At 70.8% G+C, this 24,049-nt stretch carries 17 protein-coding genes; 13 read left to right on the plus strand and 4 right to left on the minus strand.

Annotated elements, in window-relative coordinates:
• The first annotated feature begins 16 nt into the window (after positions 1-16).
• The 4 genes from K7C98_RS23630 (at position 17) to K7C98_RS23645 (ending at position 8,345) form a co-directional block, all read left to right on the plus strand.
• Positions 17-2,743, plus strand: a complete 2,727-nt coding sequence (locus K7C98_RS23630; protein ID WP_224194008.1) for a CHAT domain-containing protein — start codon at positions 17-19, stop codon at positions 2,741-2,743.
• A 101-nt stretch (positions 2,744-2,844) separates the two neighbouring features.
• The gene (locus tag K7C98_RS23635) at positions 2,845-5,034 is read left to right on the plus strand and encodes a DUF4215 domain-containing protein (RefSeq protein ID WP_224194009.1); all 2,190 of its coding nucleotides are present in this window, start codon (positions 2,845-2,847) and stop codon (positions 5,032-5,034) included.
• Between the two features lie 277 nt (positions 5,035-5,311).
• Entirely contained in the window at positions 5,312-6,142 is an 831-nt protein-coding gene (locus K7C98_RS23640) for a hypothetical protein (protein WP_224194010.1), read from the plus strand.
• A 961-nt stretch (positions 6,143-7,103) separates the two neighbouring features.
• Positions 7,104-8,345, plus strand: coding sequence for a PAS domain-containing protein (locus tag K7C98_RS23645; protein ID WP_224194011.1), 1,242 nt, complete (start codon positions 7,104-7,106; stop codon positions 8,343-8,345).
• A gap of 152 nt (positions 8,346-8,497) precedes the next feature.
• Here the strand turns inward: K7C98_RS23645 and K7C98_RS23650 are convergent, their stop codons facing one another.
• Positions 8,498-8,932: a hypothetical protein gene (locus K7C98_RS23650; protein WP_224194012.1), complete on the minus strand. Its 435-nt coding sequence runs from the start codon at positions 8,930-8,932 to the stop codon at positions 8,498-8,500.
• 293 nt (positions 8,933-9,225) lie between these two features.
• On the opposite strand from K7C98_RS23650, the gene K7C98_RS43855 reads away from it, so the two are divergent.
• The 4 genes from K7C98_RS43855 (at position 9,226) to K7C98_RS23670 (ending at position 14,498) form a co-directional block, all read left to right on the plus strand.
• Positions 9,226-10,740, plus strand: a complete 1,515-nt coding sequence (locus tag K7C98_RS43855; protein ID WP_263429761.1) for an efflux RND transporter periplasmic adaptor subunit — start codon at positions 9,226-9,228, stop codon at positions 10,738-10,740.
• Between the two features lie 16 nt (positions 10,741-10,756).
• Positions 10,757-11,494: an ABC transporter ATP-binding protein gene (locus tag K7C98_RS23660; RefSeq protein WP_276572694.1), complete on the plus strand. Its 738-nt coding sequence runs from the start codon at positions 10,757-10,759 to the stop codon at positions 11,492-11,494.
• Positions 11,491-12,720, plus strand: a complete 1,230-nt coding sequence (locus K7C98_RS23665) for an ABC transporter permease (RefSeq protein ID WP_224194013.1) — start codon at positions 11,491-11,493, stop codon at positions 12,718-12,720. Before K7C98_RS23660 ends, K7C98_RS23665 begins: the two co-directional genes overlap by 4 nt.
• A gap of 98 nt (positions 12,721-12,818) precedes the next feature.
• Positions 12,819-14,498, plus strand: coding sequence for a hypothetical protein (locus K7C98_RS23670; protein WP_224194014.1), 1,680 nt, complete (start codon positions 12,819-12,821; stop codon positions 14,496-14,498).
• A gap of 89 nt (positions 14,499-14,587) precedes the next feature.
• Here the strand turns inward: K7C98_RS23670 and K7C98_RS23675 are convergent, their stop codons facing one another.
• Positions 14,588-14,971: a hypothetical protein gene (locus K7C98_RS23675; protein WP_224194015.1), complete on the minus strand. Its 384-nt coding sequence runs from the start codon at positions 14,969-14,971 to the stop codon at positions 14,588-14,590.
• A complete protein-coding gene (locus K7C98_RS23680; RefSeq protein WP_224194016.1) occupies positions 14,968-15,837 on the minus strand; it encodes an Ig-like domain-containing protein in 870 nt (289 codons plus the stop codon). The genes K7C98_RS23675 and K7C98_RS23680 overlap by 4 nt, the downstream gene beginning before the upstream one ends.
• Before the next feature lie 299 nt (positions 15,838-16,136).
• On the opposite strand from K7C98_RS23680, the gene K7C98_RS23685 reads away from it, so the two are divergent.
• The 3 genes from K7C98_RS23685 to K7C98_RS23695 all read left to right on the plus strand — a co-directional run bounded on the left by K7C98_RS23685 (position 16,137) and on the right by K7C98_RS23695 (position 18,481).
• On the plus strand, positions 16,137-17,552 hold the full coding sequence (locus tag K7C98_RS23685) for an inorganic phosphate transporter (protein WP_224194017.1): 1,416 nt from the start codon (positions 16,137-16,139) through the stop codon (positions 17,550-17,552).
• 55 nt (positions 17,553-17,607) lie between these two features.
• Positions 17,608-17,886 carry a hypothetical protein gene (locus K7C98_RS23690; protein ID WP_224194018.1) on the plus strand — a complete coding sequence of 93 codons (279 nt, stop codon included), beginning with the start codon at positions 17,608-17,610 and terminating at the stop codon, positions 17,884-17,886.
• Positions 17,887-18,031: 145 nt separating this feature from the next.
• Positions 18,032-18,481: a hypothetical protein gene (locus tag K7C98_RS23695; protein WP_224194019.1), complete on the plus strand. Its 450-nt coding sequence runs from the start codon at positions 18,032-18,034 to the stop codon at positions 18,479-18,481.
• A gap of 234 nt (positions 18,482-18,715) precedes the next feature.
• Here the strand turns inward: K7C98_RS23695 and K7C98_RS23700 are convergent, their stop codons facing one another.
• Complete coding sequence (locus K7C98_RS23700) at positions 18,716-19,570, minus strand: hypothetical protein (RefSeq protein WP_224194020.1); 855 nt, start codon at positions 19,568-19,570, stop codon at positions 18,716-18,718.
• On the opposite strand from K7C98_RS23700, the gene K7C98_RS23705 reads away from it, so the two are divergent.
• Both K7C98_RS23705 and K7C98_RS23710 read left to right on the plus strand, forming a co-directional pair.
• On the plus strand, positions 19,560-20,639 hold the full coding sequence (locus K7C98_RS23705; protein ID WP_224194021.1) for a sigma factor-like helix-turn-helix DNA-binding protein: 1,080 nt from the start codon (positions 19,560-19,562) through the stop codon (positions 20,637-20,639). The two genes, K7C98_RS23700 and K7C98_RS23705, sit on opposite strands and share 11 nt — an antisense overlap.
• Positions 20,640-21,054: 415 nt before the next feature.
• A complete protein-coding gene (locus K7C98_RS23710) occupies positions 21,055-24,018 on the plus strand; it encodes a carboxypeptidase regulatory-like domain-containing protein (protein ID WP_224194022.1) in 2,964 nt (987 codons plus the stop codon).
• Positions 24,019-24,049 lie beyond the last annotated feature (31 nt).

Raw genomic sequence — 24,049 nt, forward strand, 5'->3', positions numbered from 1 at the left:
GGTCGGTGTACGGCGCATGCTGTTGGCCGCGCTCACTGCGCTGCGGCTGCTGACCAGCACCGGCGCACAAACCTTCCATGACCCGGAGGTGGGCCATGTCGAGGTCTCATGGCAATGTGACGAGGAGCGGACGGGGCGCTGTTTCCTGGCTCCGGACGGGTCCGGGAGCATCGTCGTCTGGTACCGGGCCGGGGACGCCGTCCCGCGTCTGCAGAGCGCCGGTACCAACCTCCACACGTTTGCCGGCCGGGAGAGCGACAGCAATTGGGCTCGCGTCGAGTTGCCACCCGGAGGTGGTCGCCTGTCGCTCATTGCGCCGTCGGGTCGTGCGATATGGGCGCTGGACGTGGAGCCGCTCCCGTCCGAGGCCGCGGCGCTGAGGGAGGCCCGACGGGCGTTCAAGCGCGGGGAGCTCGTTCGAGCCGAAAAGATCCTCGAGGCGACCACCCAGGCCGGGGTCGACGAGGGCGACAGCGGTCAAACCGCGGCCGCCCTCGACCTACGCCAGCGCATCGCCTTTCGAAACGGGCACTTCCAGCGGGGCGTACAGCTCGCCGAGCGAGCCCTGGCAGCCTATGACCGGGTCGGATGGACATCGCGGCGCTGCGAGCTCGCCTTCGCCCTTGCTGCGCGCCACATCGACGACAAGAACGACCTCGAGGCCGCGGCCTCCATCCTCCGGGCCGAGGCGCATTGCGGGAGTTCGGTGCCCAGTCTCGCCGCGGAGTATTATTATCTCTGCGCCAGAATCGCGGAGCTGCAGGAGCGCTGGCGGGACGCGAGCTCGGGTTACGAGCACGCCCGCCGGCTCGCGGAGCGCCTCCAGCGCCGCGCTGACGAGCTCGGCTATCTCTCTTCACATTATGTCCTCGCCGACGCCATCCATGATGACGCCGCGCTGCGACAGATCGAGGCCAAGATCGCGGGTCTTTCGCGCGATACCCTGGATCTCTGCGCGCACGCGACTGCCTGGACCAATATCGGCTGGACGCTCCTGATGCGTCGGCAGCGCGGAGGGACTGGGCCGGATCCCCGTGTGTTGTTCGAATGGGCCCGAGCGGCGTACGAGGGACCGACCGCGTGCCGGAGCCACCGGTTGGCGCAGAACAACCGTATCAACCTGGCGCTCGCCCAGCTGCAGGACGGTCGTCACGACGAGGCCCTGGCGCTGTTGGTCGCCATCGATCCCGACGAGCTCGACCTCGACGAGGCGCAGTGGTACCGAATCGCCGAGATCGAGGCCCACCTCGCGGCTCGCCAGCTCGAGCGGGCCGACGCGAGCGTCGCTGCGCTCTCGTCGCTGGCGCTCCGGACGCGGCGGCCCGAGCTGATGATGCACGCTGCCTATCATCAGGGTCTGCTCCACGAGGCCCAGGGGCAGCCCGAACGGGCGCTCGCGGCCTACGCGGCCGCCGAGGCTGCGCGCGATGAGCTGCTGCTGCCGTGGGGGTTCGGAGCGGCCCGCGAGCGCGCGGCGGCGGACTGGTATCAGGGCGTGGCGCGCATGCTGGCCCTCTCGCTCGCCGCAGAGCGCCCCGCCGAGGCGCTGTGTACGATGCGGACGGCGAGGCGACGCGCGCTCCGGGCAGCCGAGCGACTCGTCAATCTTCCACCGCAGCGACTCGCGCCCGCCCGCGAGCGGTTTTTGGCGCTCCGCCGAGCGAGTGCCATGAATCGCGGTGGGGATCGCCTCCGGAGCGCAGTGACCCGGCAAAGACGCTACCAGGAACGGCGCAGCCTCGACATGGCCGCTCGCTCGGGGCTGGAAGAAGCGCTGGACGGCGACGAGCCGGCCTCGACCGCCCCGACGTGCGTCGGCCTTCGCTCCCCGGAGCCCGGCGAGCTCCAGCTCTTCTACTTCCCTGTCGGAGGAGGTCTGTTGATGTTCGCGGCGGACGAAGAGGGGATTCAGACCCGACGGGCCGCGTTCCCGCGCTCGAGCGATGCCGACTTACAGAGCGAGACATTGCTGGCCCCGTTCGAGCGCGCGCTCGAACGGGCACGGGTCGTGCGGGTCTACGTCGCGGGGGAGTCCGCCGAGATCGAGGTGCACGCATTGCCGTGGCGAGACGGGCCCTTGCTGGCGACCGTCCCGGTGGTCTATGCCGTCGATACCTCGGCGTCCGAGATCGAACCGCTCAGGACTACGGCCACGCTCGTCGTCGCCGATCCCGAGGGGGGGCTCCGCTTGGCGAACGACGAGGCCGACGCCGTCCTTGCGGCATGGCGGCGCCTGGGGCTCCCCGCTCGGGTCCTCGCGGCCCATGAAGGCCATCAGGGCGTCATCGACGGGCTCGCGGACGGCCTGGTATTTCACTTCATCGGTCACGCCGGCCGCCCCGCGCACGTCGTGGAGGCCCCAGATCCATGGAACATCGAGCTGCAGCTCGCGGACCACAGCAGCATCAGCGTCGATGACGTGCTCGCCGCGCTGCCGTCGGCGCCACCGCTCGTCCTGTTACCCGCCTGCGAAACCGGACTGGTGGATCCCGGTGCGCCCAGCGGGGGTCTCTCGTTGGCGCCGGCGCTCGTGCTGCGAGGGGCCGCCGTGGTGGTCGCCACCACCCGCGCCGTCGAGGACCGCGCGGCGAGCGAGCTCATGCGAGCGTTCTACGATCAGGCGACGACCACCGCCGATTTGCTCGACCCCGGGCTGCTCTCGCGGGCGCAGGCAGAGCTCCTCGCCGGCGCGCGCTGCGAGGCGTACCCCGATCTGTGCGCGTTCAGGGTCTGGGTGCCCTGAGTGCACAAATTCGCCGGGCGCCGTCCAGATCCGGCCTCGCCGCTGTCTACAGGGATAAAGAGTCGCCGTATTCGCCGGAGCAGAAGACCATGGATGGTAAGATGCGCTTCACGACAATCTTGTTTCTCATGTCCGCCGGTTTGGGATGCACCACGCCGGCGGAGTCCGCCCCGCCCACCGTTGAATGTGAGGACGAGCTCTATCTCGGCCTGCTCGACGGTCGGGACGATTGCGGCGAATTTCCGGGTCAAGGCGGAGCATGGGAGGGGCAAGGGCTCTTCTCCATCCAGGAGGGATATCTCGAGCGTTTTTGCCGCTATACATGGGTCTCTGGCGACGCATCTGCGCCCGATGTCGACGCTCTGCCGGGGGTCGCCGACGGGGTCCTCGGTCTGACGCGTGACTGTCCGCTGGTGACGCCCCAGGGGGACGGCTTCGCCACGGATGAGCGGTTTCGTGAGCTCGTCCATGCGGCCTTCGAGCAGCGCGTCGGCAAGCCCATCGTGCCGCTGGACCTGACGACGGATCCGCAGGTCGCGCTGTCCGTGGTCGACACCATTCCGGAGTCGCTGGTCGACAGCGGCCTCGCTCCGAACGCGCGTCACGGCCTCACCTTGCGTGAGCTCGTCGAGGGGTTGCTCTGCGAGGGGGGGCGCTGCGTCGCCGACGTGTTCAATGTCCTCGGCCTGCCGCGGCTGCGACAAAATACGGAGCTCCTCGATCGCCGGCGCGGCGGCTACTACGGCAGCCTGGCAGACCTCGCTCGCGGGGTCGTCGAAGCGACCGATACCTGGCGGCAAAAGGCCGCCGCGCACCTCGTCATGCTCCTCGCGGTCGGGTGGGAACCGCGTGAGCAGCTCGGTGCGCTCGCGCTGCTCGACAAGCCGGTCGGCGACCTTCTCAGCCCGGCTGCGGTCGACACCGTGCCCGTACCGGTCCAGGCGGTCCTCGCGGCGATCGTTCATGCCTCTTGTGAAGACGCGATCATCATCGCCTCCGCCGGCAACGAGAGCACCGCGTCGTGTGAGGAGCAAGGCCCCGTGGGCCCTGGATTCCTCGCCCGACTCCGTGCGCCGCTCCCCGAAGAGTGCGCGGGCCTGGGCTTTCGCGCCGACGCCCGGACCGGGACCATGGCCCCCCTCGTCCACGCCGTGAGCCACGTCGGCCTGGACGGCGGTCCGCTCTCCAACGCCCGCGAGGGCGCCACCGCGAGCCTGGTCGCCCCCGGCGTGGCCTTTGGCACCGCCCAGGGCACGAGCGAGATGCTCACCGGCAGCTCTGTCGCCGCCGCCGCCGCTGCGGTGACAGCGACCTGGCTATGGTCATACTTTCCCGGCCTGACCGGCGACGAGGTGATGCGCATCGTATACGACAGCGGTCATCCGCTGCCTGCAGCCGGCACCTCGGATTTTCAGCTGGGACCGCGCCCGCTGGAGGCGCGTCAGGTGTCGCTCTGCGACGCGCTCGTCGCCGCCTGTCAATCCGCCCCGGCTGGCGGTTGTGACACGCCTCCTGCCTGCGTCGAGCTCCCGGACCGCACCGAGGAGCTCGCGGCGCGCGGCGCCGCCATGCTCGCCTGCGCCGCCGAGACGGCGCACCATATCACTCTCGGCTCGGCCTTCGAGAGCTCGGCCGAGGCGATGAACGCGTGCGGAAGAGCGAGCATCACCTGGCCCGCGACCGCGCTCCCCGAGACGATCCCCGCCTCGTGGCCCTGGACCGAGCCGACGCCGCCCGTGACCTACTGCCCGCGGTGTATCGCCATCGTCGACGACGAACCCCAGAGCCTGACCGCGGGCCTGGCTCTCACAGACAACATGGACACGCGCGAGCCGGTCCTCCTCGAGGTCAAGACCGACGACGGGGTTCATCAATATCCCCTCGCCGTGACCGATCTGCTCCCCGATCGCACCAATATCGTCCAAGTCTTTCCGGCCGATCCTTGGCTGAATGTGACCGGCGCGCGTTTTGTATATTACGTCCGAGATCTAAAGGGCGACCTGATCACGCGGGGGGACCCGCTGCTCCTCCTCGCCGGCCAGAACGATCCGCTGGCCGACAGCAACTGCTCGCAGACATGCGGGGACGGCATCGTCCAGGCCGAAGAGGAGTGCGATGACGGCAACGATGTCCCGGCGGATGCGTGTGACCAATGCGGGAGGACGTACTGTGGCGATGGCGACGTTCAGAAGCCCAACGGTGATGGTCAGGACGAGCAGTGTGACAAAGGGGGCGAGAATGGTGTCCCCGGTAGTGGCTGCAGTAGCACCTGCCAGCTTGTGGGGGGCTAGGGGCCCATGCCCGGGACGCTGCGACGAGCAGGCGCTCTCTGGACGCCTCTCCGGGTCGTCGACCTCGCTGCGGCCACAGCCCGCGCGACCCGCGTTCCGATAATGTTCACGGTCGGAGAGGCGGGGGTGCAGAGCCTCCCTCGCCGAGAGACCGCCCGGGACCGGGGTGAAGCTCGATGAGCGATGATTGAATTGGATTAAACGGAGCGAAACCAGTGGGGCGCGGTCGTCGCGTCGAATGATTCACCGTCAACGATACGAGTGGAGCAGCACCGTCATGCACAAGAACATCAAGCAATTCACCACGTTCATCACCACGTGCGCGCTCGGGGCCTTGACCTTCGGCGCTTGTGACACCGAGCCGGCGCCCGAGGGCGAGCCCCGGGTCGCGGAGGAGAGCGAGGCCGTCACGCCCGAGTCGCTCGGCTTCGGTGACGAGTGGGTCGCCGTCGAGCCGGGGCTGTGGGCCAGCTGGGACGACGAGGGCAACAAGAAGTACCTCGGCATCGGCGAGGCCGGCCAGGCCCACGCGATCGCCAGCCTGTTCACCGTGCTCGAGGAGCTCGAGGAGCAGCTCGCCGTGAAGGACAGCGACGACACCCGCGCCAAGCTGGCGGAGCTGCACGACTATATCGCCCAGGTGCAGGCGACCCCGAACCGCGAGGTCGCGGCGGATGAGCTGGCGTTCCGCTGCTCGTTCAACATCAGCGCCTACGTGGACGCCTACCCGAGCGCCTGTGGGGCGGCGGCGAGCGCGTCGACGTCGTTCGCCCACCCGTGCGGCTCGACGCAGGGCACGGTCAAGACCTTCGCGTCGGCCTCCTGCGCGTACGACACCAAGACGCACACGTGTGGCCCCAAGCGCGCCGACCCGGCGTCGTGCAGCTCCTACGTCTCGGTCACCGGCAACGCACCCTGCAGCTCGTACGCGATCGCGCAGATCTACGACGCGCCGGGCGTGAACGTGTACATCTACGACCACAACTACCAGCGCGGTCCGTGCGGCGGCACAACCACCACGACGGTCGGCTCGAGCACCAGCGCGACGGGGGGCAGTGGTGGCCCGGTCACCGGCGGCTGCTTGCTGTCCGACTGCCAGCAGCACTGAGCGTGACGCCGATAGACCTCGAAGGACATGTTAAAAAGGCATGTCCTTCGGGACACGCAACGGGGCCGCGCAGGGCCTCGTACCGCCAGGGCCCGCCCGCCGGCGGCGCAGCGCGTGAGCCGCCGGCGGGCTCGCTCGCGAGCTGTCGCCGCGGAGAGCAGTGCGACGACGGCAACCAGGTCGACACCGACGCGTGCACGACGCTGTGCAAGAACGCGGTCTGCGGCGACGGCTTCGTCCAGCCGCCCGAGCTCTGCGACGACGGCAAGGATCACGAAGCGGCCGAGCCGGGGCGCCTCGTCCTGGCGGCGGAACAGCCGGCGCTTGATCGACTGCCGCAGCTGTCGCAGCTCGATCGCCTCGTCATCGCCGACATGCCGTGGAGCGTTTATCGAGTCTCGCAGTGTTCGGCGAGCGTATCGCTCGCCGCACGCCGGCACAGCGACGAGCCCACGGGCGCTTTCGAGCCGCCGTCGAGGCGCCAAAGTGCACCGAGCCCCGGGCAGGACCGCCGATTGTCGGCCGCGGGCCGCGTCGGTAGGCTGCCGGGGCATGACGAGCGACGAGGCACTGCTTGCAGCGTGGAGAGACGGCGACGAGGACGTCGCGAGCGGCTCTTCGACCGCTACTTCATCCCCGTCCCTCGCGGCGCACGAAGATAGTCCGCGATCCATCGCGCTCGAGCGCGCCCGCGACAACGCTTCAGCGACAAGCAGCGCGCCGCGTCGACTGCTACCATCCATGCGGATCGACGCGCGCGCTCCACCGCGCCAGCGCGTGCTGCGAGATGCCGTGCATCGGTACGACTCTTGACGGCGCTGCCGAACATGTCCTTTAGAGCATGTGTGGGAGCGCGCCCGCGCGGAGTGCGTGTGAGGTCTGTGCCCCCCATGTCAACTCGCGCAGCGTTTTCCGGCGCCGGTGAGGCGTTCGGCGCGGGGTGCTGCAGTGTTGCCAGTCGATGAGCGACGACCCCGAGATCGCACGACTCAAGGCCGAGAACGCCGAGCTTCGCCGCCGGATCGGCGAGCGAGATCGGCTCGAGCGGCTGCTGCAAGCGACGATCGAGCACATCGACGGCGTGATCTACCTGCGGGACACGGACGGCGTCATCACGCACGTGAATGACATGTTCCTCCGGTTGATCGGGCTGCCGCGCGAGGAGGTCGTCGGCCGCCGCGATTCGGACCTGTTCCCGAAGGAGGTCTATGAGCAATTCCGGGTGGTCGACCGCCAGGTCGTCGAGGAGCGGCGGACCGTCACGCAGGAGGAGCACGCCCCGCAGGCCGACGGCGTGCACGTGTTTCTCTCGCGCAAGTACCCGGTGTTCGACAGCGCCGGCGCGCTGATCGGCCAGGGCGGCATCTCGACGGACATCACCGAGCAGCGCCGCGCCGAGGCGACGTTGCAGGAGACGCGGACGATCTTGCACGCGATCGTCGAGAACGCGCCGCTGGCGATCCTGGCGATCGATCGCAGCTACCGCTACGTGCTGGCGAGCCACGAGGCGGCGCGACAGGTCGGGTGGGCGCCGGCGGAGCTGCCCGGACAGCGGGTCGCCGATGTCGTGCCGCCCGACGCTGCCGAGGCGCTCCGGGCGCCGATCGAGCGCGTGTTCGGCAGCGGCGAGCCGCTGGTGCTCGAGCAGAGCGTCTCATGGCAGGGCGACACGCGGGTGCTCCTCAGCCACATGTTCCCGATCCGCGACGGCGGCGGGTCGGCCGACTACGTCGGCATCGTCGCCTCCGACGTCACCGAGGTGCGCCGCACCGAGGCCGAGCGCCTGCGGCTGCAGCAGGAGATCATCCAGGCCCAGCGCTCGGCGCTGCTCGAGCTGTCGACGCCGATCATCCCGATCGCCGAGGGCGTGCTGGCGGTGCCGCTCATCGGCGAGATCGACCACGAGCGCAGCCAGCAGATCGCCGGGGTGCTGCTCGAGCGGGTGTCGGCCGCCGGCGCCGACGTCGTGATCCTCGACCTCACCGGCGTCCGTCACGTCGAGGCCGCGATCGTCGACGCGATGATGCAGACGATCCGCGCGGTGCGCCTGCTCGGCGCGGAGGCGGTGGTGACGGGGATCTCGCCGGCCGTGGCGCAGGCGATCGCGGGGCTCGAGGAGCCGCTGCGCCAGATCACCGTCCGCCAGACGCTGCAGCACGCGGTCGAGCACGCGCTCGCCCGCACCCGCACGCGGCGAGGGTGAGGGCCGCGAGGTCTCCGGCGAGGCGCGGGCCTTTCATGCAGCGGCAATCGGGTCGAAGTCTCTGGGAGCGTGGTCAACGTCTCCGGACCGGATGGAGCTGCGACTGCCTCGGCTAAGGCTGGCGCACTCTACGAGTGCGTCGAGCACAAGATTTATTTCGATGGACTGAAGCGTTGGAGTGTGTGGATTTCCGGTGAAACGGCGAAGCGCCAATCGCTCCAGCCGTTGATCGGAGTGTCGGTCGTGCAAACGGCCGTCACGCCGCGATGCGGGTCGAGCTCGAGGTAGTACAGCTCGAAGCCTGCGGGCGGGCCGAGACGACCGCGTATTTGGCCGTCTGGGCCGAGCAACAGGAGGCGCTGTGGCTCGACGCCGGACGCGAGCAGCACAGCGATCAGCGGGCGCCCTGGCCATTCGAGGACCTGTTCAGCCGGGCCCGGAAGCTTGTGCGTCCGGCCTTCGAGCTGGATCGTGTCGGAGCCTTGTTGCCACTCGATGTTCATGATGCCTCCCCAGAGCACGGCTCGGATCGGCGTCTCGCTCACGACCCGAAGATAGTTCATGAGATCGGCCGGGGGAACCGTCATCTGGAGCTGTGTACCGCCGCCCGGCAGGTAGGCGCCGGTGGCGTGGTCGATCTGGTCATGCTCTTCAGCATGAACCGAGCCCAGCGCGAAATCGAGCGTTCATCGCGCGAGCTCGTTCGCTGGGTTTCTCGTGGCCCTTCAGACAGATCCGAAGGGCCATCGACAATTCATGCGCAGGCTCCTCGCCGGTCTTGCGGCGAGAGGCGCGTGTAAACGCGGCGTAAGCCGGCGGTAAAGCCGCGAGTCGGCCCGTTGCCGGGTGGGCGTTTGCTCGGTAGTTTCGCCGAGAACGCATGGCTCTGCCTCGCTTCCTGGCGCCGCTCCTGACCGTCGCGCTCCTCGGCGCGGGGGGTTACTACGCTTACCAGCGCTTCGCCGTCGCGGAGGCGCCGGCGGTCGAGTACCGGACGCAGCCGGTCGAGCGCACGCGCCTGACCGCGACGGTGACGGCGAGCGGGACGCTGTCGCCGGTGAAGACGGTCGCGGTCGGCAGCCAGGTGTCGGGGCGCATCGTCGAGCTGTTCGCCGACTTCAACTCGGAGGTGAAGAAGGGCGACGTGATCGCCCGCATCGACCCGAGCCTGTTCCAGTCGGACCTGATGAAGACGAAGGCGAGCTACAAGTCGGCGCAGGCGGCGGTGACGCGGGCGATCGCCGACCGCGAGAACGCGCGCATCAACCTCGAGCGCGCGAAGCAGCTGCTGGCCGACAAGGTGGCGCCGCAGGCCGAGGTCGACGCGGCCGACGCGGCCTACAAGGTCGCCAAGGCGAGCGTGGAGTCGGCGCAGGCGGCCCTGGCGGTGGCGAAGGCGGCGATCGACACGGCCGACGTCAACCTGCTCTACACGACGATCCTGTCGCCGATCGACGGGGTGGTCATCTCGCGCGACGTGTCGGTCGGGCAGACGGTGGCGGCCTCGCTCTCGGCGCCGCAGCTGTTCTCGATCGCCGAGGACCTCAAGGCGATGGAGGTCCACACCAACGTGGCCGAGTCCGACGTCGGCGCGCTCAAGCAGGACATGAAGGTGCGCTTCACGGTCGACGCGTACCCCAACGAGCGCTTCTTCGGCACGGTGGCGCAGATCCGCAACTCGCCGCTGACGCTGCAGAACGTGGTCACCTACGACGCGGTGGTCCGCGTCGACAACGACTCGCTCAAGCTGCGCCCGGGCATGACCGCGAGCGTGACGTTCATCGTCGACGAGCGCCGCGACGTGCTGGCGGTGCCCAACGCGGCGCTGCGCTTCACGCCGTCGGACCCGAAGATCGCCGCGCTGGCGCCCAAGCCGGACGGCGAGCGCGGGGGCAAGCGCGGGGGCAAGCGCGGGCGCGACGAGGGCGAGGAGGCCGGCGAGGCGAAGGCCGAGGGCGCGGAGGCGAAGGCCGAGGGCGCGGAGACCAAGGCCGAGGCGACGAGCGACGCGAAGGTTGCGGCGAAGGGCGACGCGAAGACGGACGCCGCGGAGGCGAAGGCCGAGGTCGCGGAGGCGAAGGTCGAGGTCGCGGACGCGAAGGCCGAGGAGGGCAAGGGCGAGCGGCGCCGGCGTCGCGGGCAGAACTCGGAGCTGGCCAACAACCGCACGGTGTGGGTGCTGGTCGACGGCCAGCCGAAGCCGGTGCAGGTGCAGATCGGGATCACCGACGGTTCGGTGACGGAGATCGTCGGCGGCGAGCTGACCGAGGGCATGCAGGTGATCGTGGGGGCGACCGGCGGCGAGCCGGTGACGAAGTCGGCCACGGGCTCGCCGTTCAACACGATGGGCGGCGGTCGCGGCGGCGGCGGCGGTGGTCGCCGCGGCGGGCTCTGAGCGGGGAGGCACGACGATGTCCGAGCCGATCCTCGCGGCCACCGATCTGGTCAAGACCTACAAGATGGAGGACGTCGAGGTCCGGGCGCTGCGCGGCGTGTCGCTGGCGGTCCACCCGGGCGAGTTCGTCAGCGTGATGGGCACGTCGGGCTCCGGCAAGTCGACGCTGATGAACATCCTCGGCTGCCTCGACCGCCCGACGTCCGGCAGCTACCGGCTCGCTGGCCGCGAGGTGTCGCAGCTGGGCCGCGGCGACCTGGCGACGGTCCGCAACAAGGTGCTGGGCTTCGTGTTCCAGAGCTTCAACCTGCTGGCCCGCACGAGCGCGCTCGAGAACGTCGAGCTGCCGATGGTCTACGCCGGCGTCGGCGGGGCCGAACGGCGCGAGCGGGCGCGGCATTCGCTGGAGAAGGTGGGCCTCGGCAAGCGGCTCGACCACACGCCGGCGCAGCTGTCGGGCGGTCAGCAGCAGCGCGTGGCGATCGCGCGGGCGATCGTCAACCGGCCGAAGGTGATCCTCGCCGACGAGCCGACCGGCAACCTCGACTCGCGCACGAGCATCGAGATCATGGCGCTGTTCCAGGAGCTCGGCCGCTCGGGCATCACGATCGTGCTCGTCACCCACGAGCCGGACATCGCGGAGTTCACGAGCCGCGTGGTGATGATGCGCGACGGCAAGGTCCTGTCCGACGTCACCCAGACGCCGGTCGACGCCCGCGCGGCGCTGGCGAACTACAAAGAGGGCGACGTATGAACATCTTCAGTACGTTCCGCGTGGCCGTGCTGGCGCTGCTCCTCAACAAGATGCGCTCGTTCCTGACGGTGCTCGGGATCATCATCGGCGTCGGCTCCGTGATCGCGATGGTGGCGATCGGCGAGGGCGCGAAGGCCGAGGTGCAGCGCTCGTTCGACAAGATGGGCACCAACCTGCTGGTGATCCGCTCCGGCTCGGCGCAGACCGGCGGCGTGCGCGGCGGCGCGGGCTCGCAGCCGACGCTCCTGTGGACCGACGTCGACGCGCTCCGCAAGGAGACGCAGTACGTCACCAAGGTCGCGCCGAGCCTGCGCCAGAGCGTGCAGATCCTCGGCGAGGGCAAGAACTGGACGACCTCCGCCGAGGGCACGACGCCGGAGTACTTCGACATCCGCGCCTGGTCGTTCCAGTACGGCGGGCCCTTCAACGACCAGGACGTGACGAGCAAGGCGAAGGTCGCGGTGCTCGGCGGGACGGTGGTCGACAACCTGTTCGGGCGGGCGGAGGACGCCGTCGGCTCGTCGGTGCGGATCAACAACGTGCCGTTCGAGGTGATCGGGGTGCTGGCGCGCAAGGGCCAGACCGCGGGCGGCCAGGACGCCGACGACGTGGTGCTGGTGCCGGCCGGGACGTTCGCGGCCAAGGTGCAGGGCGGGCTGCGGCAGTACCTCGGCGGCAGCATCTACGTCGGCGCGGCCTCGGCGGAGGACACGCGCCGGGCCCAGGTGGAAATCCAGAGCCTGCTGCGCGCGCGCCACAAGCTGCGCGACGACGAGGCCGACGACTTCACGGTGTCGAGCATGGCCGAGGTGGCCAGCGCCCGCCAGGAGGGCACGGAGACGATGACGCGGCTGCTCGCCGGCATCGCCCTCGTCAGCCTGCTGGTCGGCGGCATCGGCATCATGAACATCATGCTGGTCAGCGTGACCGAGCGGACGCGGGAGATCGGGCTGCGCATGGCGATCGGGGCCCGGCCCGGCGACATCCTGGTCCAGTTCGTGATCGAGGCGGTGGTGCTGGCGTCGGTCGGCGGCCTCCTCGGCGTGGGGCTCGGCTTCGGCGTCGCCACGTACCTGTCGACCGAGTTCGGATGGGCGACCAAGATCGACCCGAAGATCGTCGCGCTGGCCCTCGGCAGCAGCGCGCTGGTCGGCGTCGGCTTCGGCCTCTACCCGGCGCACAAGGCCTCGCGCCTCGACCCGATCCAGGCGCTCCGCTACGAGTGACAGGCTGTCCGCCGGGCCATGTCCCGGGGGACATCGGGCGGAATCGGCCGCCGAGCCACGCGGGCGCCGGACGGGGGGGTGGGGTATAGTCGGAGGTGATGCCGCTGGGCCCGCCGACCGACCTCGATCAGATGCTGCAGGTGCTCGCCGACGGCGGCGAGCAGGCCCGCGAGCACCTGCTCGACCACCTGCGCCTGTTGATGTCGCAGGGCTCGCCGGCGGCGTTCTCGCTGCGCGCGGCGCTGCTCAAGATCCTGTCGCAGGACTCGGGGGCGCGCGTCGACGACGAGGAGCACCCGGGCTCGTGGACGCGCTCGTGGCAGATGTCGGCGCTGGTGGTGGTGGCCGGCGAGGACGCCGAGGCGCGCGCGCTGATGGAGCTGGCCACCGACCGCGCCCGCGAGCCCAACCGGTGGGTCCGCTACTGGACGCTGGTGACCGCCAACGAGCGCAAGGAGCACCACGCGTGGACGCTGGCCCGCGCGAAGCTGCTGGCCGAGGACACCGGCGAGCGCCTGCAGCTGCGCGCCGTCGGCTGGGCGCTGCTGGCGGCCGACCACGAGGACCGCGACGCGGTCGCGGCGCTGCTGTGGTGCCTCGACGGCGCGCCGCAGCCGGTGCCGGCGGGGAATCGCTACCTGGTCGAAGGGCCAGTCGACCCGACGCACGCGCAGAGCGCCGCGCTGCGGGCGCTGCGGGCGACGCCGCTGGCGCAGGCGTTCGACAAGGTGCAGGAGATCGTCGACGCGGCGCCGTTCGCGTCGTACACGTGGGACGCGGTGTCGGTGATGGCGCGCTTCGGCGGGACGTCGCGCGCGGCCGAGGCGTCGCACACGCTGGCGCGCTTCGTCGTCACCAACCGGCGCCGCCGCGAGTACTACGACATGGTCGGCCTGGCGGTGCGGGCGATCGGCCGCCTCGGCATCGCCCAGACCGACCTGCTGATGACCGAGCTCGACAGCGCCAGCCCGGGGGTCGCGTTCGAGGCCGCGGGCGCGCTCGAGCTGCTGCTGACCACCCCGCGCGCGGTCGAGCGGATCCTCGACGCCGCGACCGCCAGCGCCGAGCGCGACGACAAGCTGGCGTCGGCGCTGCGCGGCATGCAGCGCGCCGCGGTGGTCGAGACGCTGGCGGCCGGGCTGCGCTGCGGCAACCTGTCCCGGGAGGCAGCCGCGCGGCGGATGCTGATCGAGCTCGGCGGCTCGGTGGCGATCGACCGCCTGCAGATCCGCCACCAGGACCTCGAGAGCCGGCGCAAGGTGGTCGCCGACCTCGACGACCGCCAGCGCGAGCACATCCGCTGGATCGCCCTCGGCGACGGCGTCGCCACCTGGATCTCGGTCGGGATGTGGATCGTGGTGTTCCTGGTCGGCGTGGTCGCGATCTCGGCCGGGCTGCTGCTGACGTTCCGCCAGGGCTACGACGCGTTCCAGGCGGTCGTGCTGGCCGGCGCGGGCACGGTGTTCACGCTGCTCGGCAAGGTCGGGTTCCAGGGCCGCCTGGTCGAGGTCGCGGGCGCCCGCGCGGCCGCGCGGCTGGCCGTGTTCAACGGCTACCAGCGCCGCCTGCAGCAGGTCGACCTGGTGCTGGCCCAGCGCTTCATCGACGGCGTGCAGGTCAGCGCCGAGGACCTGCGCGAGCTGTCGTCGCTGGTCTCGACCGCGCAGACCGAGGCCCAGGCGTCGCTGCTGGCGCTGATCCCCAGCGACAAGGAGTCCGACGCGCTGCAGAAGCGGCTGGCCGCCGTCGGTCAATCGCTGCAGGGCGGCGACTCCTGACGCGGGTGTCCGGGAGAGCATGCTCTCCCGGGCATGTTCGATGGGGCATGTCCGCGGGGACATGCCTTGACAGACAGGCGCCGTCTACCTCACCCGGGGGCGGTGACGCGGACGGGGATGCACTCCTCGTCCTCGTACTCGACCTCGACGGTGAGGCAGGTCTCGCCGACGGCCACGCCGACGAACACGAAGTTGTGCGAGCCGGGGGTGGGGTCGGCGGCGAGGATCCCGCGGTCCTCGCTGTCGAGGTCGAGGGCGTCGTCGGGGACGAACTCGATGTTGCTGCTGCTCTCGAGCCTGGCGTGGACCGAGACGGCGATCCCGACCGGGATCTCGATCTCGTCGGCGCCGAGGCGCACGGGGATCGGCGGCTGGCTGCGCAGCTCGAACACGATGGTCTGGTAGCGCGGGCCGCAGCCGGCGAGGGTCGCGGCGGCGAGGAGCGCGGCGAGGGCGGGGACGAGGCGGGTCACAGCACACCTCCCGTGGTGTCGGTGGTGCCGGCGGTGTCGCCGGTGTCGGTGCTCTCGGTGGTGCTTTCGGTGGCGTCGGTGCCGGCGGTGCTGTCGTCCGTGGTGGAGGAGTCGGTCGAGGTCGTGGTCTCCGCGTCGGTGGTGGGGTCGGTGGAGGTGACGGGGCCCTGGCCGACGCTGATCTCGAGGTCGGCGGTGAGATCGCCGAGCGTGGCGTGGAGGACCGTGGTGCCCTCGGCCCGGGCGCGCAGGATCACGTGGGCGTGGCCGGTGCCGACGATCTCCGCGACGGCGGTGTCGTCGATCGCGAAGGTGAACTCGAGCAGGCCGGCGAGCACGTAGGCGTCGCCGTCGCGGGTGATGGCGTCGAAGCGCAGCTCGTCGCCCTCGGCCACGGAGTAGGTGCTGTAGTCGACGCGATGGTGCTGGAGCGCCGCCTCGATCGGGGTCGAGGCCCGGAGGTGGATCAGGTCGCCGATGCTGCTGTCGGGCAACAGGGCGAGGACGGCGGTGTAGCCCTCGGCCAGCGGCGTGAAGATCTCGCCTTGCAGCCGCAGCCGCTCGGAGGCTGCGCTGCGCAGGTCGGGCGGGGCCCGCGAGACGTCGTCGTTCCAGGTGTACGCGAGCTCGAAGCGGCCGCCGAGGGCGACGCGGGCCGGGAAGTTGCCGACCGAGCCGCCGTCGATACACGCCGGGTCGCCGTCGTCGATGCAGCGGTAGTGGAATTCGCCGTTGCCGAGCTCGCCGGGGCCGGGCTGGGGGTCGTAGGGGTCGTTGCTGCCGCAGTCGTCGAAGCACCCGCCGAGGGCGAGCAGCCAGGCGAGCAACAGCGGTCGCGGGCCGGAGGAAGATGTTCTTTGGGACATAAGCGTAAGTTCAGGTTGGAAAGTTCAGCGGCGCGACGCCCACGGCGCCGGGTCCGTCGATCTTGACCGGGCCGCTGTGGAGCTGCAAGAGCGGCCGGGTAGCCCCCGATGCAGGCTCTGACACGGGTGTCAGGGCGCTTCGCGCGCGCGGGGGCGCTCGCCCGTCCGTCACCTGGATGTCACCGAGGTGTCACACGGGGGTCGGTTTTTGCGGCCGGCTCGTGACTGACAGGGCGCGCGACCCCGCGTAGATTTTCGGCGCAGGCGGCCTTCCGGCGGCCTCGACCCAGGAGCACCTCATGGAGGCGATGTTCGAAGGGCTGACGACGACGACGGGGTTCCTGCTGGTCGTCTCGCTCCTCATCGCGTTCGGGTTCGAATTCGTCAACGGCTTCCACGACACGGCCAACGCGGTCGCGACGGTGATCTACACCCGTTCGTTGCGGCCGTGGACGGCGGTGATCCTGTCGGGGGTGTGCAACTTCCTCGGCGTGTTCGTCGGCGGACTCGCGGTCGCGCTCAGCATCATCCACCTGTTGCCGCTCGAGCTGCTGGTGTCGAGCGGGGTCGGGCTCGGGCTGGCGATGATCCTGTCGCTGCTGCTGGCGGCGACGCTGTGGAACCTCGGGACCTGGTACCTCGGGCTGCCGTCCTCGAGCTCGCACACGATGATCGGCTCGATCCTGGGCGTCGGGATCGCCAACTCGATGCTGCCGGGCCACGAGTTCGGCGCGGGCGTCAACTGGGCCAAGGTCTCCGACGTCGGCATGGCGCTGCTGCTGTCGCCGCTGATCGGCTTCACGCTGGCGGCGCTGCTGCTGCTGCTGGCGAAGCGGTTGATCCGCGACCCGCAGCTGTACCGCGCGCCGCTCGGGTCGCGCCCGCCGCCGCCGTGGATCCGCAGCATCCTCATCTTCACCTGCACCGGTGTCAGCTTCGCCCACGGCTCCAACGACGGCCAGAAGGGCGTCGGCCTGGTGATGCTGATCCTGATGGGCGTGGTCCCGGCCGGGTTCGCCATCAACATGGCGGTGACCGAGCCGCAGCTGCAGCGAGCGGAGGCGGCGGTGGTGACGATCCACGACTCGCTCGGCGCGGCCGCGATGGCGGCGCCCGGCGTGCGCGCCAAGCTGGCCGAGGTCGAGGACGAGCTGCAGTCGCTCAAGGCGATGCTCGGCACGGCGAAGAGCCCCGCCGAGATCCCCGCCGACCAGCGCTTCGCGGTCCGCCGCGACGTGCTGCTGATCGACTCGACGCTGAAGGAGCTCGACAAGGCGAAGGCGCTGGTGCTGCCCGACGAGCAGGCCGAGAAGGTCAAGGCGGCCCGCGCCGACCTGCGCGAGCTGACCGACTACGCGCCCAACTGGGTGCTGTTCTGCGTCGCGCTGTCGCTCGGCATCGGGACCATGGTCGGCTGGAAGCGCATCGTCGTGACCGTCGGCGAGAAGATCGGCAAGGAGCACCTGACCTACGCGCAGGGCGCCTCGGCCGAGCTGGTGGCGATGAGCACGATCGGGATCTCCGCCGGCCTGGGGCTGCCGGTCAGCACCACCCACGTGCTGTCGTCGGGGGTCGCGGGCACCATGGTCGCTCAGCGCGCCGGGCTGCAGGCCTCGACGGTGTTGAAGATCGCGTCGGCCTGGGTGCTGACGCTGCCGGCGTCGATGCTGCTGGCGGGGACCCTCTTCCTGGTGTTCCGCGCGATGCTCTGTTAGCCGCGCGCCGACGCGCCCGGGCGAGCGGCTACAATGCGCGGCGGAGGTGACCTCGATGCGCAGGTTCTCGCTGCTCGTGCCGGTGATCGTGATCGCTGCGGTCGGTTGTGACAGGTCGACCACGCCGCCCGACGCCAACATCGGCGGCGCCTACCTCGTGACCCGCGAGACGCCGTTCTTCGACAGCGGCTGCGACCAGGACCGCCTCGGCGACGGCAAGCTGGGCAAGAAGACCCGCTTCACGCTGGTGGCCGCGCGCAGCGGCTGCTGGACCATCAAGCTCGACGACGAGGACGAGACCTACATCGTGCCGACGCACGTGCGCGCCGAGTGACGCCCCGCCCGTAAGAGCGTGGCATCGGGCACACCGGCGAGGCGCTCGCGGTGGCTCGGTCGGTCCACCGGGCCCAGAATTGCGCGCGGGCGGTCGCGAGTTTCGCGGCTCCAGGGGGGCGAGCGAGATGGTGCGACGCATCAGCATGGCCGCGGGGATCGCCTGTTTTCTGGCCATCGGGACAGGTTGCGATCTGGCCGCACCCGAGGCGGCGCCGCAGCCGTGCGGCCCCGACGGCGGGCCCTGCCCGGTCGGGACGGTGTGCGAGGACGACCCCGACGACGACTGCGATCCACTACGGTCGCGCAGCTGCCCGTCGCGCTGCGAGCCGGCGCCGTGCGGCGAGATGTTCGAAGTGACATGTTCCGAGGGACAGGTGTGTGTCGACGACCCGAGCGACACCTGCGACCCCGCCGCCGGTCCTTGCCCCGGGGTGTGCGCCGAGTCCGGGGCGCAACCGGTGCTGTGCGCCGAACTCGGTCGCACCTTCGTGTCGCACAGCCTCGACCTGTGCAAGCAGATCCTGTTCATCTGCGAGGTCGGCTGGATCCCGTTCTACAACAGCTGCGGCTGCGGCTGTCAGTTCGAGGGCTGAGCGGAGGGCCAGTGATTCGGGCTCGCGCGCGGCCTCGCCGCCCAGCCAACGCGCCCGCCGGGCGCGTCTCGGGCTAACCCGTCCAGCGAGCGAGGCGGCCCCGCGCGGCCGGCCCGTGCGAGCCCGAATCACTGGCCCCCCGCTCGGCGATCGAGCCGGCACGAGCCGGCCGAGGGTCCTGGGTGCGTGTACCGGCTCGCGGGGAGCGACGCCGGACCCGACCATCGAGCGCTCCTAACAGATGCGCCGGATCGTGATGACCCCGCTGGCGCGCGCCGACGGCAGGCCGGACTCGGACTTGCCGACCCAGAACTTCTTGCGCTCACCGATCGCCCAGCCCACATACTGCGCGACCGGCAGATCGACCTCCTGCTTTTTCTGCTGGGTGATCACCCACGCGGTCGACTTGACGACGTTGGCCGGGGTGCCGTCACAGTCCGGTCCGTCGCCGACGTACAGGCTCAGCATCGCCTGCTGCGAGAAGGCGCTGCCATCGCTCTTCTTGACGTGAAAGCGGGTGAACGTGGGATCGGCATATTGGGCCGACGCCGTCAGCGTGATGCCGTCGTCGGCGCTGCAGCCGGCCTCGGCGGCGGTGTAGGCGGGGAAGTGCGCGTTCTCGATCACGAGCGGCGTCAGACAGCGCGCGCTCCCGTCAGCGCCGATGTTGTCGCCGCCGCGCAGCGCGGGGAGCGGTGCCCCCGCTTCGTGCAGCTCGAGATCCGGGTTCGTCGCCGAAGCGGCGCAGCCTCCGGCCTCGCGCGATTCCGGATCGATCGCTGTGGCGCATTCGCTCTCCTCGCGGGCCTCGTGATCGCGGGCGTCGCACGCGCTCGCCCAGCCGAGCGCGGCGGTGAATACAATCTTCGGGGTCATCCAGTTCCGTCTCATGCCATTCTCCTCCTTCGGGTCGGCCGCCGCGCCGTGAATCGACCGTGGCTCCGAACTCGACCTCTCCAGCCTGGCCGTCGTTCCCAGCCGGGCCAGGTTGCCGATCGGCCACCTCGAGAATGCGCGGAATCGCCGGCGACTCGTAGCAATCCTTGCGGGCCGCGCGGAGCCGTTCCACGCTGGCGACATGGACGCCATCAGTGATCAGCAACACGAGCGATTGGAGGAGGCGCGGCGGGTGCTCCGCAGCTGGAGCCCGTCGCGGAAGGTGCCGGAGATAATCGCCTCGGGTCTATCCGTGCTCCACGGCGGGCTCCCGTCCGGGGTCTATTGCGTCTCCGATCGAGGGCGGGGTGACTTGGCTGTCGGCGCGCTCTCGGGGATGCTCATCGACAGGTTGCTCGACACGCCGTTCATGCGCACCGATCAGCTGTTCTCGCGGACATTCGCGGATGTGTCCGAGGAGGAGAGCGTTTGGGGCGCCGAGAACCGGCCGGTCATGGGCGATGATCTGCGCCGGGATTCGTATCGCTGGCGGGCATTTCAGCGGACGTTGATGGCAGAGCTCGGATACAGGGACAACCTGCGCATCTTCTTTGCGAGCAAGGACGCCTGGCTCGGCTGGTGCGGCTCCTTCGCCATCGGCTCGCAAGTCTTCACGGAGAGCGACCGGGCGCTTCTCAGCCTGTTCGCCGAGGATCTGCAGCGCGTCTTGCTCGCCTGGCACGAGCTCGCTCCGGCTTTCGGCACCGCGCACTCGATGGTGCAGGTCGCCATGGGGTGGCCTTCCCCGGTGTTCGCGTACACCTGCGCCGGGCAGTTCCTGTTCGCGAACGACGCCGCGAGGCTCACGCACGTCCGCATGCCCGAATGGTTGGATGAGGCTCTCGCCGACAATTCCCGCGCCGTGGAAGGCTGGGATCGGATGTTCTTGCCCTACGCGGGCGGCTCGATCCTCCTGTTCTGGCGGCGTAGCAGCGACGGTCCGCAGATCTGCCTGTTCGACGCCAACGTGGTGGCTCGTCTGGAGCTGCCGCCGCATCTGCAGCGGATCGCGCTCCTGGTGATGCAGGGCTGCTCGAACAAGGAGATCGCACGCTTGACGAGGCTGTCGCCCGTTACGGTCAAGCGTTACCTCGAGAAGTTGCGCAAGCGTACGGGTGGGGCCAAGAGCCGCGGAGAATTCGCGTACCAGGCGAGACGCGACTCGTTCGCGGCGTACGACCTCTGGCCCGTGAAGTTCCAGCGGACGCGTGCATCGGGGTGAGATCGGCAATGAGCGCACTGCAGCGCGTTGCCGCGGGCAATCAGCTGTGCCTGCGAATGAACATTGTCGAGACCGCGACAGCCGCCGGGAGCGTCGCGCCGTTGCGACGCCGCCGGTCCTCGCGGGGCCGACGCGTGTGATACGAATCATGCGCATCGGAGGCCGTGTGGGGCTTCCGACATGTGTGAATCCTTTCGTCGGTCGAATCGCGCGGCGAGGAGACGCCGGCCTCGGCGTCGGTGCGCGCGGAATCGCGTTCAGAGCCGGTGGGGGCCAGCGGGCCGCGCGCGCTGGCTGCCCGGACCGCTGGGGCGGCGGCGGTTTTCGCCGCGGGCCTGTGTTACCGTGTCCGGCGTGGGCGGCTCGGCCGGCTCGGCCGCGGCGGGCCGGTATGCTGCGACAGGAACTCTGAGACATGACCCAAACGACACGGAAGTTCGTGACCGCGAGCGCGCTGGGGGTGCTCGCGCTGCTGCTGTGGTGGTGGTCGGCGGGGCGGCGGGGCGAGGATGGGGCGGGCCAGGACGGCGCGCCGGCGGCCGGCGGGGCAGCGGCGCTCGACGTCGGGCCGCTGGTCGACGCGGCCAGGCTGCCTCGCTTCGACCCGCGGCGCGCCGATCGGTCGGCCGTCTCGGGGCACGTGCGCGAGCCTGACGGGCGCGCCATCGCCGGAGCGACGGTGTGCGCGGGCAGCTCGGCGCCGGGGCTCGACGCGAAGGAGCTGGCGGCTCGCACCTGTGCGACCAGCGAGGCCGACGGCAGCTATCGCATCGAGGGGCTGTTGCCGGTGCCGCACTTCGTGCACGCGAGCGCGCCGGGGCACCTCCCGGCGGGCTATCGCCGGGGCAAGGGGGCGCGCGCGCGCGGGCGGGTGACGCTGTTGGCGGGGCAGGAGACGCGCGAGGTCGACGTGGTGCTGCGACCCGGCGGGGTCGAGCTGAAGGGCGTCGTGCGCGACCTCAGCGGCGGCGAGCTCGAGGGGGCGCAGGTGACGTCGGGCTATGCGATCGCCCGCTCGGGGGCCGACGGGGAATTCACGATGTGGGTGGCGCCGGGCGAGACGGTCGTCCAGGCGCGCGCCGAGGGCTACGCCCCGGGGTTCATGATCGGCGTGGCGCCGGGGCTGCTGTTCGAGATCGCGTTGACGCCGGAGTCGGTGCTGGTCGGCAAGGTGGTGCGCGCGGAGGACGGCGCGCCGGTCGCGGGCGCGGACGTGTGGGCGCAGCAGCAGTTCGAGGGCGTCGGGCCGGCCCGCACCGACGCGAACGGGCAGTTCCGGGTCGAGGGGCTGAAGCCGGGGGCCTACCGGCTCGAGGCGTTCCACGACGAGGCCTACGGCGCGGCGCCCGAGAGCGCGGTGCTCGGGTTGGGCGAGACGTCGGAGCCGATCGTGATCCGGGCGCACCCGGCGTACCTGGTCGAAGGGACAGTCACGATCGCGGGCGGGGAGTCGTGCGAGCGCGGCTGGGTGCGCCTGACCGACAAGACGGCGGGCGTGCGCCACGCGGACGTCGAGGCCGACGGGTCGGTGCGGATCCGCGGGGTGCTGCCGGGGTCGTACGAGCCGCAGGTCGAATGCGACACGTACGTGAGCCAGGGGCCCTACGAGGCGGTGACGGTCGGCGACGCGGCGGTCCGCGGGCTGCGCTGGGAGGTGCTGCCGGGCCAGGCGATCCGCGGCAAGGTCGTGCTGTCCGGAGGGACAGGTGTCGGCGGGATCCACGTGAGCGTCGAGCCCCAGGTCGACCCGGCCGCGCCGCGGGCCCTGGGCGCGCGCGCGTGGTCGCAGCCGAGCGCGCCCGACGGCCGCTTCGAGGCGGTGGGGCTCGTGCCGGGCAAATATCGCGTGTCCACGTCCTCGAGCCAGTACCCGCCGCCGGCGGCGCCGCTCGAGCTCGAATTGCCCGAAGGACAGGACCTCGAGGACATCGTGGTGTCGCTGCCGGCGACCGGCGAGCTGCGCGGGACGGTCAAGGACAGCGAGGGCCTGGCGGTGAAGGGCGTCGAGGTCGTGCTGCGCGGCGGGCAGCAGGAGCTGCCGACCACGCGCACGCTCGACGACGGCAGCTTCCGCCTGGCGCACGTGCCGGCCGGCTCGTACCGCGTGCAGGCGGTCAGCGCGTGGGTGCCGCTGCAGGCGCCGGGGACCACCGACGACGATGTCCAGGGGGCGTCGGTGACGATCGCGGTCGGCGAGACGCGCGAGGTGCAATTGGCGGTGGAGTCGCAGCACGGGCGGATCGTCGGGCGAGTGGTCGACGCCGCCGGCGGGCCGCTGTCGGACGCGTTCGTCGAGGCGACGCGCGAGAGCGACAGCGCCGCGGCCGGGGCCGGCGACGGGCTCCGCGACTCGCGCTGGTCGCACTGGGGCGGCGAGACCCGCAAGCTCACCGACCAGGACGGGCGCTTCGAGCTGAATCGCCTCGGCGACGGCAATTACACGCTGGTGGCCCAGCGGCGCGGCGGCGGCGAGGGCTCGGTCGAGCACGTGGCGACCGGCAGCGAGGTCGAGATCAAGATCGCCGAGGCCGGATCGATCTCCGGCTCGGTGCGGCTCCAGGGCGGCGGTGCGCCGCAACAATTCGAGGTGACGCTGATCGAGCCGAGCACCGGCTGGCGCAGTAGTGACAGGTTCTTTCGGACAGGTGGCGCGTTCCGCTTCCCCGAGGTCCCGCGCGGCAACTACACGGTGATCGTGGAGGCGTCCGAGGGCTCGAGCTCGGGCAAGACGAGCGTGAGCGAGGGCGGCCGCGGCGAGGTGCAGCTCGAGCTGCTGCCGCTGGTGATGGTGCGCGGCCGGCTGGTCGACGCGCTGTCGGGAGCGCCGGTGCCGGGCATGGAGGTCCGGATCCGCGCCCGCGGGCAGGGGCACCTGTTCACGGGGTTCGACGAGACGCCGCGCGGCCAGACGTCCGACGAACAGGGCCGCTTCGAGGTCGAGAAGGTGGCGTCGGGCGCGGCCGAGGCGCTGGTGCTGCCGAAGCACTGGATCGAGAACGGTTACTCGACGTCGTCGATCATGCTGCAGGTGCCCGCGACGGGGGCGACGACGGTGGACATCGGCGACGTGAAGATCGCCGGCAAGCGGCGCGGCGAGAACGAGGCGCCCGGCGACCTCGGGCTGCGCGTGCGCCCGCCGGCCCCGGAGACCGAGCCGAGCGAGGCGAAGCTGGTGGTGGCGTCGCTGCGGCCGGGCGGGCCGGCGATGCAGGCGGGGCTGCAGATCGGCGACGAGATCGTGAGCGTCGACGGGCAGGACGTGACCGGCGCGAACGGCTATCTGTGGCACGAGCTGTCGGCGGTGCCGGCCGGCACGACGGTGCGGCTGGGGCTCGGCCGCGGGGCGACGATCGAGGTGCGCGCCGATGCGATGAATTGATTCGCGGAGCGTGGGCGGTGCACGTCGAGGG

Source organism: Nannocystis pusilla, assembly GCF_020073745.1.
Lineage (GTDB): Bacteria > Myxococcota_A > Polyangia > Nannocystales > Nannocystaceae > Nannocystis > Nannocystis radixulma.

Bases quoted from the DNA above. Each gene is read 5' to 3' on its own strand.
- K7C98_RS23700 (WP_224194020.1), bottom strand. From the start codon at position 19,570: ATGGCGTCCATGTCGCCAGCGTGGAACGGCTCCGCGCGGCCCGCAAGG.
- K7C98_RS23630 (WP_224194008.1), top strand. From the start codon at position 17: ATGCTGTTGGCCGCGCTCACTGCGCTGCGGCTGCTGACCAGCACCGGC.
- K7C98_RS23705 (WP_224194021.1), top strand. From the start codon at position 19,560: ATGGACGCCATCAGTGATCAGCAACACGAGCGATTGGAGGAGGCGCGG.
- K7C98_RS23695 (WP_224194019.1), top strand. From the start codon at position 18,032: ATGGCCGCGGGGATCGCCTGTTTTCTGGCCATCGGGACAGGTTGCGAT.
- K7C98_RS23665 (WP_224194013.1), top strand. From the start codon at position 11,491: ATGAACATCTTCAGTACGTTCCGCGTGGCCGTGCTGGCGCTGCTCCTC.
- K7C98_RS23670 (WP_224194014.1), top strand. From the start codon at position 12,819: ATGCCGCTGGGCCCGCCGACCGACCTCGATCAGATGCTGCAGGTGCTC.
- K7C98_RS23635 (WP_224194009.1), top strand. From the start codon at position 2,845: ATGCGCTTCACGACAATCTTGTTTCTCATGTCCGCCGGTTTGGGATGC.
- K7C98_RS23650 (WP_224194012.1), bottom strand. From the start codon at position 8,932: ATGACGGTTCCCCCGGCCGATCTCATGAACTATCTTCGGGTCGTGAGC.
- K7C98_RS23685 (WP_224194017.1), top strand. From the start codon at position 16,137: ATGGAGGCGATGTTCGAAGGGCTGACGACGACGACGGGGTTCCTGCTG.
- K7C98_RS23690 (WP_224194018.1), top strand. From the start codon at position 17,608: ATGCGCAGGTTCTCGCTGCTCGTGCCGGTGATCGTGATCGCTGCGGTC.
- K7C98_RS23680 (WP_224194016.1), bottom strand. From the start codon at position 15,837: ATGTCCCAAAGAACATCTTCCTCCGGCCCGCGACCGCTGTTGCTCGCC.
- K7C98_RS23640 (WP_224194010.1), top strand. From the start codon at position 5,312: ATGCACAAGAACATCAAGCAATTCACCACGTTCATCACCACGTGCGCG.
- K7C98_RS23710 (WP_224194022.1), top strand. From the start codon at position 21,055: ATGACCCAAACGACACGGAAGTTCGTGACCGCGAGCGCGCTGGGGGTG.
- K7C98_RS43855 (WP_263429761.1), top strand. From the start codon at position 9,226: ATGGCTCTGCCTCGCTTCCTGGCGCCGCTCCTGACCGTCGCGCTCCTC.
- K7C98_RS23645 (WP_224194011.1), top strand. From the start codon at position 7,104: ATGAGCGACGACCCCGAGATCGCACGACTCAAGGCCGAGAACGCCGAG.
- K7C98_RS23660 (WP_276572694.1), top strand. From the start codon at position 10,757: ATGTCCGAGCCGATCCTCGCGGCCACCGATCTGGTCAAGACCTACAAG.